At 65.7% G+C, this 16,873-nt stretch carries 12 protein-coding genes and 3 rRNA genes; 5 read left to right on the top strand and 10 right to left on the bottom strand.

Annotated features, from left to right (window positions below; all coding sequences use genetic code 11):
- The first annotated feature begins 9 nt into the window (after positions 1-9).
- Positions 10-1,449 carry a metallopeptidase gene (locus LZP97_RS04435; protein ID WP_017681052.1) on the top strand — a complete coding sequence of 480 codons (1,440 nt, stop codon included), beginning with the start codon at positions 10-12 and terminating at the stop codon, positions 1,447-1,449.
- Positions 1,450-1,531: 82 nt separating this feature from the next.
- On the opposite strand, the gene LZP97_RS04430 is transcribed toward LZP97_RS04435, so the two are convergent.
- From LZP97_RS04430 to LZP97_RS04420, 3 genes are all read right to left on the bottom strand, one after another.
- Positions 1,532-2,425, bottom strand: coding sequence for a tetratricopeptide repeat protein (locus LZP97_RS04430; RefSeq protein ID WP_040271597.1), 894 nt, complete (start codon positions 2,423-2,425; stop codon positions 1,532-1,534).
- A gap of 96 nt (positions 2,426-2,521) precedes the next feature.
- Entirely contained in the window at positions 2,522-2,893 is a 372-nt protein-coding gene (locus tag LZP97_RS04425) for a DUF3817 domain-containing protein (RefSeq protein ID WP_017681051.1), read from the bottom strand.
- Between the two features lie 96 nt (positions 2,894-2,989).
- Positions 2,990-4,180 (bottom strand): acetyl-CoA C-acetyltransferase, encoded by a 1,191-nt coding sequence (locus LZP97_RS04420; RefSeq protein WP_040271594.1) that lies wholly within the window; start codon positions 4,178-4,180, stop codon positions 2,990-2,992.
- A 105-nt stretch (positions 4,181-4,285) separates the two neighbouring features.
- On the opposite strand from LZP97_RS04420, the gene mce reads away from it, so the two are divergent.
- Entirely contained in the window at positions 4,286-4,768 is a 483-nt protein-coding gene (gene mce, locus LZP97_RS04415; RefSeq protein WP_026138156.1) for a methylmalonyl-CoA epimerase, read from the top strand.
- 107 nt (positions 4,769-4,875) lie between these two features.
- On the top strand, positions 4,876-5,964 hold the full coding sequence (locus tag LZP97_RS04410) for a hypothetical protein (RefSeq protein WP_010596965.1): 1,089 nt from the start codon (positions 4,876-4,878) through the stop codon (positions 5,962-5,964).
- Between the two features lie 73 nt (positions 5,965-6,037).
- Here LZP97_RS04410 and LZP97_RS04405 read toward each other — a convergent pair whose 3' ends face one another.
- Together LZP97_RS04405 and nucS are read right to left on the bottom strand one after the other, a co-directional pair.
- The gene (locus LZP97_RS04405) at positions 6,038-6,358 is read right to left on the bottom strand and encodes a hypothetical protein (RefSeq protein WP_048773903.1); all 321 of its coding nucleotides are present in this window, start codon (positions 6,356-6,358) and stop codon (positions 6,038-6,040) included.
- Position 6,359: 1 nt separating this feature from the next.
- Complete coding sequence (gene nucS, locus LZP97_RS04400) at positions 6,360-7,034, bottom strand: endonuclease NucS (protein ID WP_040271590.1); 675 nt, start codon at positions 7,032-7,034, stop codon at positions 6,360-6,362.
- Positions 7,035-7,077: 43 nt separating this feature from the next.
- Between nucS and LZP97_RS04395 the strand changes: the two genes are divergently transcribed.
- Positions 7,078-8,622, top strand: a complete 1,545-nt coding sequence (locus tag LZP97_RS04395; protein WP_026138157.1) for an adenylate/guanylate cyclase domain-containing protein — start codon at positions 7,078-7,080, stop codon at positions 8,620-8,622.
- 93 nt (positions 8,623-8,715) lie between these two features.
- Here the strand turns inward: LZP97_RS04395 and rrf are convergent.
- From rrf to murA, 4 genes are all read right to left on the bottom strand, one after another.
- A 5S ribosomal RNA gene (gene rrf, locus LZP97_RS04390) occupies positions 8,716-8,832 on the bottom strand.
- A 105-nt stretch (positions 8,833-8,937) separates the two neighbouring features.
- A 23S ribosomal RNA gene (locus LZP97_RS04385) occupies positions 8,938-12,070 on the bottom strand.
- Positions 12,071-12,372: 302 nt separating this feature from the next.
- Positions 12,373-13,895, bottom strand: a 16S ribosomal RNA gene (locus LZP97_RS04380).
- The 16S, 23S and 5S rRNA genes sit together here, the layout of an rRNA operon.
- A 637-nt stretch (positions 13,896-14,532) precedes the next feature.
- Positions 14,533-15,795 carry a UDP-N-acetylglucosamine 1-carboxyvinyltransferase gene (murA, locus tag LZP97_RS04375; RefSeq protein WP_048772871.1) on the bottom strand — a complete coding sequence of 421 codons (1,263 nt, stop codon included), beginning with the start codon at positions 15,793-15,795 and terminating at the stop codon, positions 14,533-14,535.
- 56 nt (positions 15,796-15,851) lie between these two features.
- Between murA and LZP97_RS04370 the strand changes: the two genes are divergently transcribed.
- Positions 15,852-16,424 carry a cob(I)yrinic acid a,c-diamide adenosyltransferase gene (locus LZP97_RS04370; protein WP_040275965.1) on the top strand — a complete coding sequence of 191 codons (573 nt, stop codon included), beginning with the start codon at positions 15,852-15,854 and terminating at the stop codon, positions 16,422-16,424.
- Positions 16,425-16,442: 18 nt separating this feature from the next.
- Here the strand turns inward: LZP97_RS04370 and LZP97_RS04365 are convergent, their stop codons facing one another.
- Positions 16,443-16,865 (bottom strand): DUF2550 domain-containing protein, encoded by a 423-nt coding sequence (locus LZP97_RS04365; RefSeq protein ID WP_010595887.1) that lies wholly within the window; start codon positions 16,863-16,865, stop codon positions 16,443-16,445.
- Between the last annotated feature and the right edge of the window lie 8 nt (positions 16,866-16,873).

The following is a 16,873-nucleotide window of genomic DNA, read 5'->3' as shown; positions in this document are numbered from 1 at the left end:
GAAGACCAGGTGACTCGGACGCGGCTGCCGTTCCGCCTCGCGGTACCGGCGCTGGCCGTGATGGTGCTCGCCGGATGTGCCGCTCGTATCGAGGGCACCGCCGTCTCCATCTACGACAACCCGTTCTCCGTGGCCGGTCTGCCGGTCTCCTCGGGCCCCAGTGGTCCGCGGCCCGGCGCCACGGATGCGCCGGTGACGATCGAGAACTCGGACGGCGGGGACGTCGACGTGCTCGCCGGCAACGCCGTCGCCGACATCGAGGCCTACTGGACCGAGGAGTTCCCCCGCATCGCGCGAGGCGCGTTCGAGGCCGTCGGCACGATCGTCTCGTGGGATCCCGACGAGCGCGGCCCGAGATTCTGCGGGGAATCCACGTTCGAATTCGTCAACGCCGCATACTGCAACCGCGACGACGTCATCGGCTGGGACCGCACCTACCTGATGCCGCAGCTCATCGAGACGTTCGGTCCCATGGCGGCCGTGACGGTGCTCGCCCACGAGTACGGTCACGCCGTGCAGTTCAAGGCCGGAACGGTTGCCGAGGACGATCCGGGCATCGTGTTCGAACAGCAGGCGGACTGCTTCGCGGGCGCCTTCATGCGGCACGTCGCCGCCGGCAACTCGGAGCACTTCCGGCTCAACACCTCGGACGGGCTGAACTCGGTGCTGGCGTCGATGGTGTCCTTCCGCGACAGCGATCCCAACGACCCGGGTGCGATCCACGGGTCGGCATTCGAACGTGTCACCGCGTTCCAGATCGGCTTCACCGACGGTGCGGGATCGTGCACCCGCATCGACGCCGCCGAGATCGAGTCCCGGCGCGCCGATCTACCGCAGTTCTTCGACAGCTCCGACGACGGCGAACTCCCCGTGACCGAGGAGTCGGTGGAGGCGCTGATGGCGTCGTTCCGCCGGGTGTTCGATCTGCCGCGGCAACCGGAACTGGACCTGACCGGGGCCGACCTCGGCTGCCCGGATGCGAAGCCCACGTCCCCGGTGTCGTACTGTCCCGCCACCAACACCATCGGCGTCGACGTCGAGGAACTTGCGGACCGCGGCACTCCGCTGCAGACCGGCGCCGGGGGCATCACGACCGACGTGCGAGGCGACTACGCCGCGTACGTCCTGCTCGCATCGCGCTATGCGCTGGCCGTGCAGAACGCCGCCGGTCAGGCGCTCGTCGAGCCTCGGACGGCGCTGCAGGCGGCCTGTCTCGCCGGTGTGATCAGCGCCGAACTGAGCCCCGACAGCACCGGCTCGCAACCGGCCGAGGACATGGTGTGGCTGTCACCGGGGGACCTGGACGAGGCCGTCTCCGGTCTGCTGGCCGACGGTCTCGCCGCCAGCGATGTCAACGGCAACACCGTGCCGAGCGGGTTCTCCCGGGTCGACGCGTTCCGGACGGGGGTTCTCGGCGGGGAGGCCGCCTGTTCCGGGCGCTACCACTGAGCCGCCACCGCCGAGCCGCCGCCACCGAACAGTGTGCAGTGGGCGATCCGGAAAGCCGGAGCGCCCACCGCACGGGGAGAATTCAGTACAGCGCCGACGCCAGCTTGCGCCGCGCCGCGACAACGAACGGCTCTGCCGGGTCGAACAGCTCGAACAATTCGAGCAGCCGCGCACGGGCCGCGTTCCTCTCGTCACCCGCGCTGCGGGCCACGAACCCGATCAGCCGCGCGAACGCAGCCTCGGGCTGCTGCGCGAACAGTTCCGCGTCGGCCGCAGCGAGCTGTGCATCGAGATCGGCCGGGGCGGCATCCGCCCGGGCGATCGCGTCGGCCGGCACAGTCTGCGCCCGGGCGAGGAACCGGACCTGCCGCAACGCGGCCAGAGCGTCGGCATTGGCGGGCTCGGAATTGAGGATCAGCTCGTACGCCGCTTCGGCACCCGCCAGGTCCCCCGCCTCGAGGGCCTGCTCGGCCGCGACGAATCGCGGGTCCTCCGCCGGTTCCTCCGCGACCTCCCCTCCGGGCGGGCCGGACAGCTTGCCGGCGACCGCGTCCTGGATGGCGGCAAGCCATTGCCGGAGCTGCGGTTCGGGCTGGACGCCCTGGAAGTCGGCGAGGGGTTGTCCCGCGGCGATCGCGACGACGGTCGGCACGGACTGCACGCCGAACGCCTGAGCGATCCGCGGGTTGGCGTCCACGTCGACCTTCGCGAGAACCCAGTTGCCGCCGCCCTCGTGCGCCAGCTTCTCGAGAACCGGTGAGAGCTGCTTGCACGGGCCACACCAGGTGGCCCACAGGTCCACGATGACCGGGACCTGCATCGAGCGCTGCAGCACCTCGGCCTCGAACGTGGCCTCGGTGACGTCGACGACGGGCGCGAGGCCGGTCGCGGCGGCGGCGCCGGAGTCGGACTGCGGCGGAGGTGGGGGGGCGGCGGCCCGCTCTTTGAGGGGCGCGAGATCCACCGCGCCGGACATTGCCGCGGCGGTCGCGGCGGAACGTGCTGACGGACGGGAACCTGGTCGAGTCACGGTGTCCAGTCTGTCACGTTCCGCGCGACAGGTGACAGCAGGTCAGGCGAGTGCGGGCGCGTCGGCCGGACGCGCCTGGGTGGACAACTCGGCGAGACGGCCGGTGCGCGCAGCCCACCACTCGAAGACGATCGTGCCGAACGGCGGGATGGAGGAGATCAGGGCCAGGCCGGTGGTGACCAGGTTCCACTTCAGCGCCCGTGCGGTGAGGAGAGCGACGAGGACGAAGGCGACGAACACGCCGCCGTGCAGCGGCCCGAAGATCTTCACGCCGATCTCGTTGCCGTTCTCCGGCAGGTACTTGAACGCCATACCGACGAGCAGGCCGGCCCAGGTGAAGGCCTCGAGGATTGCGACGAAGCGGAACCGCTTGGCCGGGGTGCTGAGATCGAAGAAGTTCGCCATGCACACCATTGTGCCGATCGCCTACGACGACCCGTCGTTGCTGTGAGAGACGTCACGGCCCCGACGCACTGCGTCGAGGCCGTGACAGGAGTAAGGAGCGGCGGGTTACGCCTTGGGGACGCGGACGATGAGGGCGTCGCCCTGGCCGCCGCCGCCGCACAGGGCCGCGGCCCCGACCCCGCCGCCGCGGCGGGCCAGCTCGAGGGCCAGGTGCAGCACGATCCGGGCCCCGGACATCCCCAGCGGGTGCCCCAGCGCGATCGCCCCGCCGTTGACGTTCACCCTGGCCGGGTCGATGCCCAGCTCACGGGCCGAGGCGATCCCCACCGCGGCGAACGCCTCGTTGATCTCCACCAGGTCCAGCTCGGCCGGCTCGAGGCCCTCCCGCGCGCAGGCCTTCGCGATCGCCCGCGCCGGCTGGGACTGCAGCGTCGAGTCCGGACCGGCGACCACCCCGTGCCGGCCGATCTCCGCGAGCCAGGACAGGCCGAGCTGTTCGGCCTTGGCCTTGGACATCACCACCACCGCGGCCGCGCCGTCGGAGATCTGCGAGGCCGAGCCGGCGGTGACGGTGCCGTCGGGGGCGAACGCCGGCCGCAGCGTCGCCAGGGACTCGGCGGTGGTGTCCGGGCGGATGCCCTCGTCGGCGGTGACCACGACCGGGTCGCCCTTGCGCTGCGGGATCGACACCGGCACGATCTCGTCGTCGAACAGCCCGTCCTTCTGCGCGCGGGCCGCCCGCTGGTGGCTGGCGGCGGCGAACGCGTCCTGCTCGGCGCGGGAGACGGCCGCCGCGCCGGTGTTGGCGGCCTCGGTCAGGGCACCCATGGCCTGGTCGGTGAAGATGTCGTGCAGCCCGTCGAAGGCCAGGTGGTCGCGCAGGGTCACATCGCCGTACTTGAACCCGGCGCGGGACTTCTCGAGCAGGTGCGGGGCCCGGCTCATCGACTCCTGGCCGCCGGCGACGACGACGTCGAACTCGCCGGCGCGGATGAGCTGGTCGGCCAGCGCGATCGCGTCGATGCCGGACAGGCACACCTTGTTCACGGTCAGGGCGGGCACATCCATCGGGATGCCGGCGGCGACGGCGGCCTGGCGGGCCGGGATCTGCCCGGCCCCGGCGGTGAGCACCTGCCCCATGATCACGTACTCGACCTGCTCGGGGGCGACCCCGGCCTTGGCCAGGGCCCCGGCGATGGCGACCCCGCCGAGGTCCGAGCCGGAGAAGTCCTTCAGGGCGCCCTGCAGACGCCCCATCGGGGTCCGGGCTCCGGCAACGATGACAGAACTGGTCACGAGGGTTCCTCCGGTGGTGGGGTCACGGCTCCTGCGCGGGGCTGCGGGCGGACGAGCCCCATCCCGGCGCATACTGATCTAACGTTAGCGCTAACGTCTTTATTCATGACTGAGACCTCCCCCACTTCGACTCCGCTCGCGGCTCTGAGCTCCGGGCTCGTGACCGCCATCGACCACGTCGGTATCGCCGTTCCCGACCTCGACGCCGCCCTCACCTGGTACGCCGAGAACCTCGGACTCGTCTCGACCCACGAGGAGGTCAACGAGGAGCAGGGCGTGCGCGAGGCGATGCTGTCGGTTCCCGGCTCGCCCGAGGGCGCGACCGCGATCCAGCTGCTCGCCCCGCTGAACGAGAACTCGACGATCGCGAAGTTCATCGACCGCAGCGGCCCGGGCCTGCAGCAGCTCGCCTACCGCGTCAGCGACATCGATGCCGTGTCCACCGAGCTCCGTGCCCGGGGGGTGCGCCTGCTGTACGACGCTCCGCGACGTGGCACCGCCGATTCGCGCATCAACTTCCTCCACCCCAAGGACGCCGGCGGCGTGCTCGTCGAACTCGTCGAACCCGCCGCACACGGATCGCACTGACAACCCGCGTCCCGCCCGGTCGACCCGCCCGGTGTGCGCTGCCGCAGCATTAGCACAGGGAGGCGGCACGCGCAGCTCCGGCTGCCGCGAGCAGGTAGATTGGCGCCATGGTCTTCGATCGCGATCGCACCCCCAGCCACCTGCCCTTCTCGATCGTGCGCAAGGGATTCGACCGCGACGAGGTGACCAACTACTTCGCCAGATTCGAAGCCGAGCTGCGCGTGACCGCGACGGACCGGGATGCGGCCGCCGCCCAGGCGCGCGACCTGGCGAGACAGTTGGAGAACGCTCGCAACGAGATCGACGAGTTGCGCAAGGATGTCGATCGTCTCTCGGTGCCGCCCACCACGGCCGAGGGTATGAGCGACCGAATCTCCCGCATGCTGCGCCTCGCCTCCGACGAGGCGTCCGAGCTGCGGGCCCGGGCCGAGGCCGATGCCGCCGAGATGATCTCCCTGGCCGAACAGGAAGGCATCCGGCTGCGCGGCGACTACGAGGCGATGATCGCCGAACTCGCCGAGCGGCGTAAGGCGTTCGAAGCCGAGCACGCCCGGACGATGTCCGAGGCACGTGCCCAGGCCGCCCGGATCGTCGCCGCCGCCGAAGCCGAGCGCGATCGTCTCGCGGCGGAGGCGGAGGCCAAGCGGGACCAGGTTCAGCAGGATTTCGAGATCGCCATGAGCGAGCGCCGCAGCAAGGTCCTCGGCGCTCTCGACGAACTCGAACGATCCAGCAAGGCCGAGGCCGAACAGCGTCTCGAGATCGCATCACGCGAGGCGGCACGCCGGCTCGAGATCGCCACCGAACAGTCCGAACGGAAGATCGCCAACGCCCGCGATCTGACCGAGGAACTGCGGGTGCTGCGTGGCCGCATCCTCAGCCAGCTGGACGGTGTGCGCGGTCAGCTCGAGGCGGTGCCCTCGATGCTGGCTGCTGTGACGCGCGAAGGTGAGCTGCTCGACCGCGACCGGGACGCGTCCACCACCGACGGCGACACCGATGCGACCACGGAGATCGCCACCGAAGAATCCGAGAAGGAACCGGCCACCAAGGAACTGCCGGCGACGGCCGGCACGTCCGAGGACAGCGACCGGAAGAGCGGGCCGGGCGAACAGGGGAAGCGGTCCGGCAACGAAGCACCTGCGACCGACCGGCTCGGCCGGTCACCCGCGGTGGCCAGCAAGGTCCGCAACTGAGCCGACGTCAGGACCGCGACGGCGAGCCGTCAGGACCACGACGGCGAGCCGTCAGGACCACGACGGCGAGCCGTCAGGACCACCGTCGGGTCGGTCCGCGGGTGCCGCGGCCGGACCAGCAGCCGTTGTGCCAGTGCCGGCGTTCGTCTGCTCCCCCTATGTCGTCGGTGGGCCAGGCGACCACGTGCGGCGTTCCCGGCGCGATCTCGTGATCGCATCCGGGGCACCGGTACGCCTTCGTTGCTCGCGAGCCGGGGACGGTGCGCACGGTGTAACGCTCGGATTCCGCACCCCACGGGCCCGATTCGGTGCGGGACGTCGCCCCGGAGAACGCCGACGCGCCGGTCTCGGGCCGGCGCCTGCGCTGTGATCGGGGGGTATTGCGGCGCGGCATCTCAGAACAGCCGGAACTCGTTGCTCTCGGTGCCGCGCAGCGCCTCGTAGTCGAGCACGAGGCAGCGGATACCGCGGTCGGTGGCCAGGGTCTTGGCCTGCGGCTTGATCTGTTGTGCCGCGAAGACACCGCTGACCGGCGCGAGCAGCGGGTCCCGGTTGAGCAGCTCGAGATACCGCGTGAGCTGTTCGACGCCGTCGATCTCGCCTCGCCTCTTGATCTCGACGGCCACCGTGCCGCCGTCCGCGTCCCGGCACAGCAGGTCCACCGGACCGATGGCCGTCGGGTACTCACGCCGGACGAGGGTGTAGCCGCGCCCGAGGGTTTCGACGTGCTCGGCGAGCAGTTCCTGCAAGTGCGCCTCCACACCGTCCTTGATCAGGCCGGGATCCACGCCCAGCTCGTGGCTGGAATCGTGCTCGATCTCCTCGATGGTGATGCGCAGCTGCTCACCCGCCTTGTTGGTCACCACCCACAGAGCGTTCGCACCTTCCGCGGACTCCTCGACCAGCCAACACGGCGGACTCATCCAGTTCAGGGGCTTGTAGGCGCGGTCGTCGGCGTGCACACTGACCGATCCGTCGGCTTTGACCAGGAGCAGCCGACGCGCCATCGGCAGGTGTGCCGTCAGACGTCCGATGTAGTCGACTCGACAGCGGGCAATCACAAGGCGCACGTTGCCACCCTAGAGGATCGCCCCGGACTACTCTCGAACGACCATGCCTCGCACTCGTCGCATCTCGCCACTCGGCTCACCGCTGCTCGGCGCACCCGCGGAATCCGTCCAGCGCCAACGTGTTCGCGTGCAGACGTTGCTCACCCTGCTGTTGCTCGGCACGAACATCGCGGGTGCTGCGATCACGGCGGTACTGATCAATGTCGTCATCCCGGGTCCCTCGGTGCTGCGCCCGGAGTTCGTCGTCGTCACCGGTGTCGTCGCGCCGGTGTACGTCGTGGGGGCGATCGTCCTGGGAACGATCGTCGGGACGCGACGCGGGCTCGCACAACTGCGCTGGATCCTCGAGGACCGGGATCCCTCGCCGGAGGAACGTCGCGCCACGATGCGGTTACCGATGCGGCTCACCGCCCAGCAGGGCGCGTTCTGGGCCCTGGGACTGGTGCTGTTCGCGACCGCCTTCGGGGTGCTCGATCCGCGCACCATCCCGAAGGTCGCGTTCACCATTGCTCTCGCGGGACTGACGGTCTGTGGCTTCGTCTTCCTCTTCAGCGAGTTCGCACTGCGACCGATCGCCGCCCGGGCCCTCGAGGCCGGCGCGACCCCGCGGCGCCGTCTCACCGGCACCAGCGGACGCATCATGGTGGCGTGGGTGCTGGGCAGCGCCGTTCCCGTCATCGGGTTGATGCTCGTCGCGGTCTTCAGCTTCGTCCGTCCCGTGTCGCCCGTCCGCTTCGCGGTGACGATCCTGACGATCGGCGGACTGGCGTTGGTGTTGGGATCGCTGCTGATGTTCCTCACCGCCCGGCGAAGCATCGCGCCGATCGAGTCCGTGCGGGCGGGCATGGCCCGCATCGAGGGGGGCGACCTCGATGCGGAGGTCGTCGTCTACGACGGGACGGAACTGGGCGAATTGCAGGCCGGATTCAATCGCATGGCCGACGGCCTGCGTGAGCGCGAACGGATCCGCGACGTCTTCGGCCGGCACGTCGGGCAGGACGTCGCCCGGGCGGCGCTGGCCTCGTCACCGCGGCTCGGCGGCGAAGAACGTGATGTCGCGGTGCTGTTCATCGACATCATCGGTTCGACGGCAATGGCTGCAGATCGTCCGCCGACCGAGGTCGTACAGTTGCTCAACCGCTTCTTCGAAGTCGTGGTCGAGGAGGTCCACCGCGTCGGCGGTTTCGTCAACAAGTTCGAGGGCGACGCGGCACTGGCCATTTTCGGCGCCCCGGTGGCAATGGACGATCCGCCAGGCAACGCCCTGGTGGCCGCCCGGACGATGGCACATCGACTGCGCACCGACGTCCCCGAGTGCGAGGCGGGGATCGGGGTCGCAGCCGGACTCGCAGTGGCCGGAAACGTAGGGGCTCACGAGAGGTTCGAGTACACGGTCATCGGCGATCCGGTGAACGAAGCTGCGCGACTCTCGGATCTGGCCAAGACGATCCCCGGCCACGTCGTCGCCTCGTCCCGGGCAGTAGAGGCGGCCGCCGATCACGAGCGCACGAGATGGGCGCCGAAAGGTGAAGTGACCCTGCGCGGGCGGTCGGAAGTGACCCGACTGGCGGTGCCGTCGGCGGACTGACCCCGCCGGCATTTCCAGGGCTTTCGGTGGTCCCGGCGGACCCGGAAATGCCGGAAGCCCCCCGACGAGGTCGGGGGGCTTCCGGTAACGGGTGTTCGGCGGTGTCCTACTCTCCCACACCCTGTCGGGTGCAGTACCATCGGCGCAGACAGGCTTAGCTTCCGGGTTCGGAATGGGACCGGGCGTTTCCCTGTCGCTATGGCCGCCGTAACTCTGCGAAACGTCACGCATCAGAGTTCTCGAATACCCTTGTCGGGCTTCGGTATCTGATGTGTGTGCTGTTTCAGATACCGCACAGTGGACGCGTAGCTTCTTCGTGGTAAGTCCTCGGCCTATTAGTACCGGTCACCTGCATGCGTTGCCGCACTTCCAGTTCCGGCCTATCAACCCGGTGGTCTGCCGGGGGCCTTACCCCCTCGAGGGGGTGAGAAACCTCATCTTGGAACAGGCTTCCCGCTTAGATGCTTTCAGCGGTTATCCCTTCCGAACGTAGCCAACCAGCCGTGCCCCTGGCGGGACAACTGGCACACCAGAGGTTCGTCCGTCCCGGTCCTCTCGTACTAGGGACAGCCTTCCTCAAGTTTCTAACGCGCGCGGCGGATAGAGACCGAACTGTCTCACGACGTTCTAAACCCAGCTCGCGTGCCGCTTTAATGGGCGAACAGCCCAACCCTTGGGACCTACTCCAGCCCCAGGATGCGACGAGCCGACATCGAGGTGCCAAACCATCCCGTCGATATGGACTCTTGGGGAAGATCAGCCTGTTATCCCCGGGGTACCTTTTATCCGTTGAGCGACACTGCTTCCACATGCCGGTGCCGGATCACTAGTCCCGACTTTCGTCCCTGCTCGACCTGTCGGTCTCACAGTCAAGCTCCCTTGTGCACTTGCACTCGACACCTGATTGCCAACCAGGCTGAGGGAACCTTTGGGCGCCTCCGTTACATTTTGGGAGGCAACCGCCCCAGTTAAACTACCCACCAGGCACTGTCCCTGAACCCGATCAGGGTCCGAGGTTAGAGGTCCAATACGATCAGAGTGGTATTTCAACAACGACTCCACGGTAACTGGCGTCACCGCTTCACAGTCTCCCACCTATCCTACACAAACCGAACCGAACACCAATACCAAGCTGTAGTGAAGGTCCCGGGGTCTTTTCGTCCTGCCGCGCGTAACGAGCATCTTTACTCGTAATGCAATTTCGCCGAGTCTGTGGTTGAGACAGCAGAGAAGTCGTTACGCCATTCGTGCAGGTCGGAACTTACCCGACAAGGAATTTCGCTACCTTAGGATGGTTATAGTTACCACCGCCGTTTACTGGGGCTTAAATTCTCAGCTTCGCGGATCGCTCCGCTGACCGGTCCTCTTAACCTTCCAGCACCGGGCAGGCGTCAGTCCGTATACCTCGTCTTACGACTTCGCACGGACCTGTGTTTTTAGTAAACAGTCGCTTCTCTCTGGTCTCTGCGACCACCCCCAGCTCCGACCGCGAAGGTCTTCACCAGGGCTGGTCCCCCTTCTCCCGAAGTTACGGGGGCATTTTGCCGAGTTCCTTAACCACAGTTCTCTCGATCGCCTCGGTATTCTCTACCTGACCACCTGTGTCGGTTTGGGGTACGGGCCGTGTGAAAGCTCGCTAGAGGCTTTTCTCGGCAGCATAGGATCATGGAATTCGCCTCATTCGGCTACGCATCACCTCTCAGGCTCGTGCGACACGGATTTGCCTATGTCACGCCCTACAGGCTTACACCGGTACAACCACTGACCGGCCCCACTACCTTCCTGCGTCACCCCATCGCTTGGCTACTACCACCGAAGGTCCCGTGCAGCAGGATCCCGTCTCCCGAAGGAGATCGATCACCCTTTGGACGGTTAGTACCGATGATTCACCAGGGGCGCGTTCACACGGGTACGGGAATATCAACCCGTTGTCCATCGACTACGCCTGTCGGCCTCGCCTTAGGTCCCGACTCACCCTGGGCGGATTAACCTGGCCCAGGAACCCTTGGTCATTCGGCGGACGAGTTTCTCACTCGTCTTTCGCTACTCATGCCTGCATTCTCACTCGCGCCGCCTCCACACCTGGATCACTCCGGCGCTTCCCCGGCGGCACGACGCTCCCCTACCCACCCACACCACTGCACCCGTCTCCGCAGAAACGAGTGGGTGTTGTGTGAGTGCCGCGGCTTCGGCGGTGTACTTGAGCCCCGCTACATTGTCGGCGCAGAACCACTTGACCAGTGAGCTATTACGCACTCTTTCAAGGGTGGCTGCTTCTAAGCCAACCTCCTGGTTGTCTCAGCGATCCCACATCCTTTTCCACTTAGTACACGCTTAGGGGCCTTAGCCGGCGATCTGGGCTGTTTCCCTCTCGACTACGAAGCTTATCCCCCGCAGTCTCACTGCCGCGCTCTCACTCACCGGCATTCGGAGTTTGGCTGATTTCGGTAAGCTTGTGGGCCCCCTAGACCATCCAGTAGCTCTACCTCCGGTGAGAAACACGCGACGCTGCACCTAAATGCATTTCGGGGAGAACCAGCTATCACGGAGTTTGATTGGCCTTTCACCCCTACCCACAGCTCATCCCCTCAGTTTTCAACCTAAGTGGGTTCGGGCCTCCACGACGTCTTACCGTCGCTTCACCCTGGCCATGGGTAGATCACTCCGCTTCGGGTCTAGAACATGCCACTGATACGCCCTGTTCGGACTCGCTTTCGCTACGACTACCCCACACGGGTTAACCTCGCGACATGCCACTAACTCGCAGGCTCATTCTTCAAAAGGCACGCCGTCACCCCCAGCAGACCGAACTGCTCGAAGGCTCCGACGGATTGTAAGCGCACGGTTTCAGGTACTATTTCACTCCCCTCCCGGGGTACTTTTCACCTTTCCCTCACGGTACTAGTCCGCTATCGGTCACCAGGGAGTATTCAGGCTTATCGGGTGGTCCCGACAGATTCACAGCAGATTTCACGGGCCCGCTGCTACTCGGGCACCCTCCACGAGAGCCGGCATGTTTTCGTCTACGGGATTCTCACCCTCTACGACGGGCCGTTCCAGACCACTTCGACTAACACACCGGTTTCTTACTCTCGCCCACCATGACAGTGATGGGAAGAAGGGCCCCACGACCCCACGAGTGCAACGCCTGCCAGCTCTCACACACCCGCGGTTTAGCCTCTTCCGCTTTCGCTCGCCACTACTCACGGAATCACATGTTGTTTTCTCTTCCTGTGGGTACTGAGATGTTTCACTTCCCCACGTTCCCTCCACACGCCCTATATATTCAGGCGCGGGTAACACGACATCACTCGTGCTGGGTTTCCCCATTCGGAAATCCTCGGATCACAGCTCGGTTGACAGCTCCCCGAGGCATATCGCAGCCTCCCACGTCCTTCATCGGCTCCTGGTGCCAAGGCATCCACCGTACGCTCATAAACACTTACAACAAAGATGCTCGCGTCCACTGTGCAGTTCTCAAACAACACACAACACCCACTACTCACCCCACCGACCGGCAGAAGCTTTGACAGGCATCGTCGCTGATCGAACACTCGCGTGTTCTCTCAGGACCCAACAGTGCACCGATATAACCACCGCGACGGGAACATGTGATCCCCGCCGGCGCGGTGATGGTTGTCAGCGTTCCACCCATGAGCACCACCGGATTACGTGTGAATCCGAAATGGCTCTGCCTGCATGCGTTTACCGTCCCCGACTGCTCGGGGTGCACGAGGAGTTGCTCCTTAGAAAGGAGGTGATCCAGCCGCACCTTCCGGTACGGCTACCTTGTTACGACTTCGTCCCAATCGCCGATCCCACCTTCGACGGCTCCCTCCCACGAGGGGTTAGGCCACCGGCTTCGGGTGTTACCGACTTTCATGACGTGACGGGCGGTGTGTACAAGGCCCGGGAACGTATTCACCGCAGCGTTGCTGATCTGCGATTACTAGCGACTCCGACTTCACGGGGTCGAGTTGCAGACCCCGATCCGAACTGAGACCGGCTTTAAGGGATTCGCTCCACCTCGCGGTATCGCAGCCCTCTGTACCGGCCATTGTAGCATGTGTGAAGCCCTGGACATAAGGGGCATGATGACTTGACGTCGTCCCCACCTTCCTCCGAGTTGACCCCGGCAGTCTCCTGCGAGTCCCCACCATTACGTGCTGGCAACACAGGACAAGGGTTGCGCTCGTTGCGGGACTTAACCCAACATCTCACGACACGAGCTGACGACAGCCATGCACCACCTGTACACCGACCACAAGGGAAACCCCATCTCTGGGGCGGTCCGGTGTATGTCAAACCCAGGTAAGGTTCTTCGCGTTGCATCGAATTAATCCACATGCTCCGCCGCTTGTGCGGGCCCCCGTCAATTCCTTTGAGTTTTAGCCTTGCGGCCGTACTCCCCAGGCGGGGCGCTTAATGCGTTAGCTACGGCACGGATCCCGTGGAAGGAAACCCACACCTAGCGCCCACCGTTTACGGCGTGGACTACCAGGGTATCTAATCCTGTTCGCTACCCACGCTTTCGCTCCTCAGCGTCAGTTACTGCCCAGAGACCCGCCTTCGCCACCGGTGTTCCTCCTGATATCTGCGCATTTCACCGCTACACCAGGAATTCCAGTCTCCCCTGCAGTACTCAAGTCTGCCCGTATCGCCTGCAAGCCCGCAGTTGAGCTGCGGGTTTTCACAGACGACGCGACAAACCGCCTACGAGCTCTTTACGCCCAGTAATTCCGGACAACGCTCGCACCCTACGTATTACCGCGGCTGCTGGCACGTAGTTGGCCGGTGCTTCTTCTGTACCTACCGTCACTTGCGCTTCGTCGGTACTGAAAGAGGTTTACAACCCGAAGGCCGTCATCCCTCACGCGGCGTCGCTGCATCAGGCTTGCGCCCATTGTGCAATATTCCCCACTGCTGCCTCCCGTAGGAGTCTGGGCCGTGTCTCAGTCCCAGTGTGGCCGGTCGCCCTCTCAGGCCGGCTACCCGTCGTCGCCTTGGTGGGCCGTTACCCCACCAACAAGCTGATAGGCCGCGGGCCCATCCTGCACCGGAAGACCTTTCCACCCCGGAACATGCATCCCGAGGTCCTATCCGGTATTAGACCCAGTTTCCCAGGCTTATCCCGAAGTGCAGGGCAGATCACCCACGTGTTACTCACCCGTTCGCCACTAATCCACCCAGCAAGCTGGGCTTCATCGTTCGACTTGCATGTGTTAAGCACGCCGCCAGCGTTCGTCCTGAGCCAGGATCAAACTCTCCGTTGAAGACTCTCAATCAAACCCCGAAGGGCCGATCAGCCATAAGCGTAGAGCCGAATCACTAGCAAAAAACTCAAACTAGCAAAAACACTGACCACCACAGACGGAAGAATGCGGCAGCCAGCAACAACCACCCCACAAAAGTGAAGTGGCCGCACCAAAATAATTTGGCACTGACATTCATCGGCACACTGTTGAGTTCTCAAAGAACACGCACACACCATCACCCCGCGAACCAACGTCCGCGGCGCTCCGGGGCAACCGTTCCAGCCTACCCACACCACCCGCCGGGAACAAACCCGACGCACTCGGTGGGATCGGCAACGGCCCAGAACCCTACCAGAAGATTCCGAACCGAACAATCAGGCGCCTGCGTCCAACCTCGTTGTCCCGAGCCCCTGCGGGCCGGGTCGGTGTCCGTGTCGCTCTGACCTGCAATAAGTTACGGGACGAATAACTGGACGCCAAATCCGCTGGTCAAGCTCGTAGGCGGTGCCGTTTCCCCAGGTGGCAGACCGCCTCCGGCACCCTCGCCGCGTTGCCCGTTCCCAGTGATGCGCGGCACACTCGACTCCGGAGGCGGAGCTCGCTCGTTGCGATGCATGAAATGCCTTGGCGCACAACCACTTTCGAGGCATCGAGATCAGGATTCGGAGTTCACCCGTTCGATGACGCCCCCGAGTTCCTCGATGATCTCCACGAACCTCGGGTAGCCGCGATCGATGTGGTACACGTCGTGCACCTCGGTCACGCCGTCGGCGCACAGTCCGGCCAGGACCAATCCGGCGCCGGCCCGGATGTCCGACGACCACACCGGCGCGCTCGACAGTTCCTCGACTCCGCGGACCACGGCGTGATGTCCGTCGGTGCGAGCGTCGGCCCCGAGGCGGATCATCTCCTCGACGAACCGGAACCGCGCCTCGAAGACGTTCTCCGTGATCATCGACGTTCCGTCGGCGACTGCCGCGAGACCGATCGCCATGGGCTGAAGGTCGGTGGGGAATCCCGGATACGGCAGGGTCGCGAAGTTGACCGCTCGGGGACGGTCGTGCTGGACGACCCGGAAGCCGTCGACTTCGGGGGTCACCTCCGCACCGGTGGCACGGAGCTTGTCGAGCACGAGGCTCAGGTGCTTCGGGTTGACACCCCGCACGCGCACGTCGCCGCGCGTCATCGCCGCCGCGATCCCCCATGTCGCCGCGACGATGCGATCGCCGATGACACGGTGGGTGGTGGGTTCGAGACGCGAAACGCCCGTGATCGTCAGTGTCGAGGTGCCGGCCCCGGAGATGCGGGCCCCCATCTGAACGAGCATGTTGCACAGGTCGACGATCTCCGGCTCGCGGGCCGCATTGTCGATCGTGGTCTCGCCGTTCGCCAGGACGGCGGCCATCAGGATGTTCTCGGTGGCCCCGACCGACGGAAACGCCAGCCGGATCGCGTTGCCGTGCAGGGCGTCGGCCTCGGCCACCACACAGCCGCGCTCGATGGTGCTGTGCGCCCCCAGCAGTCGGAGCCCCGTCTGGTGCATGTCGAGGGGGCGTGAACCGATGGCGTCACCGCCCGGCAGCGCGACGACGGCCTTGCGGCATCGGGCCACCAACGGTCCGAGGACACACACCGACGCCCGGAACTGCCGGACGGCGGCGAAATCGGCCTGGTACTTCGGCTGTGCGGGTGTCGTGATGCGCGCCTCGTCGCCCTCGAGCTCGACCTCGCACCCGAGCCCGCGCAGGACCTCGGCCATCAGCGGGACGTCGAGGATGTCCGGGCAATTGGTGATGACGCTCGTCCCCTCCGCCAAGAGGGCGGCTGCCATCAGCTTGAGCACGCTGTTCTTGGCGCCCCCGACGACGACCTCACCGACAAGCCGGTTACCACCGGAGACAAGAAAGCGATCACTCACAACGCCACAGCCTATCGACCACACTGCGGGAATACGGGAGCGGTACCGTGACCTGCATGGCTGTCCATCTCACACGGATCTACACCCGCACCGGCGACGACGGTACGACGGGCCTCAGCGACTTCTCCCGGGTATCGAAGAACGACCCGAGACTGATCGCGTACGCGGACTGCGACGAGACGAACGCGGCGCTCGGTGTGGCGCTGGCCTCGGCCGACGTACCGGAGCGGATCGCACCTGTCCTGCGCCAGATCCAGAACGACCTGTTCGACGCCGGAGCAGACCTGTCGACCCCGGTGGTACCCGAGCCGAAGTATCCGCCGCTGCGGATCACCCAGGCGTACATCGATCGGCTCGAACGCTGGTGCGACGAGTTCAACGAGGGTCTGGCGCCGCTCGATTCCTTCATACTTCCCGGCGGCACCGTGTTGGCGGCCCAGCTGCACACGGCGCGGACGGTGGCACGGCGGGCGGAGCGCTCGGCCTGGGCGGCGGTGGCCGCTCATCCGGACGATACGAATGTGCTGCCGGCGAAGTACCTCAACCGGCTGTCGGATCTGCTCTTCATCCTCGGCCGGGTCGCGAACCCGGGCGGGGATGTGCTCTGGAAGCCGGGCGCGGGCGCGTGAAGAACGGTCGGCCGGGCGTCAGTTCGGCCGACCGCGCACGGACCGGTCCGACGGACGGGATTCGATCCAGGACAGGAAGGCGGTCAGCGCGCCGCTGTCGAGTGCAATCTCGAAACTGCTTGCGCCGTCCTGGACTTCGAGGATCACGATGTCCTCGGTCATGATGTCGTACTCGCTGCCCTCGGGCGCTCGACGATTGCGTACCTCGACGCCCTGCCGGGCCAGCCGCGAGTCCGGACCCGGACGCAGGCTCGAGAGCTTGTAGAAGACGAGCGTGCGCTCGCCGTAACGGATGACGCCGTGCCGCCACCCGGCGCCGGCGCCGTTGGGCAGCCGGCGCAGTATCGCTGCGGTACCCCCGCCCCGCAGGGTGAGGAGGCGATACAGAAAAGCCGCGACGGCAACCGCGAGCAGTATCACCAGAACGATGAGAACAATCATTCCAACTG

This window comes from Rhodococcus sp. DMF-1 (assembly GCF_021441945.1).
Taxonomy (GTDB): domain Bacteria; phylum Actinomycetota; class Actinomycetes; order Mycobacteriales; family Mycobacteriaceae; genus Rhodococcus; species Rhodococcus ruber.
Note: the sequence above shows the minus strand (reverse complement) of the source record. Positions and strands in the feature narration are given on the sequence as shown.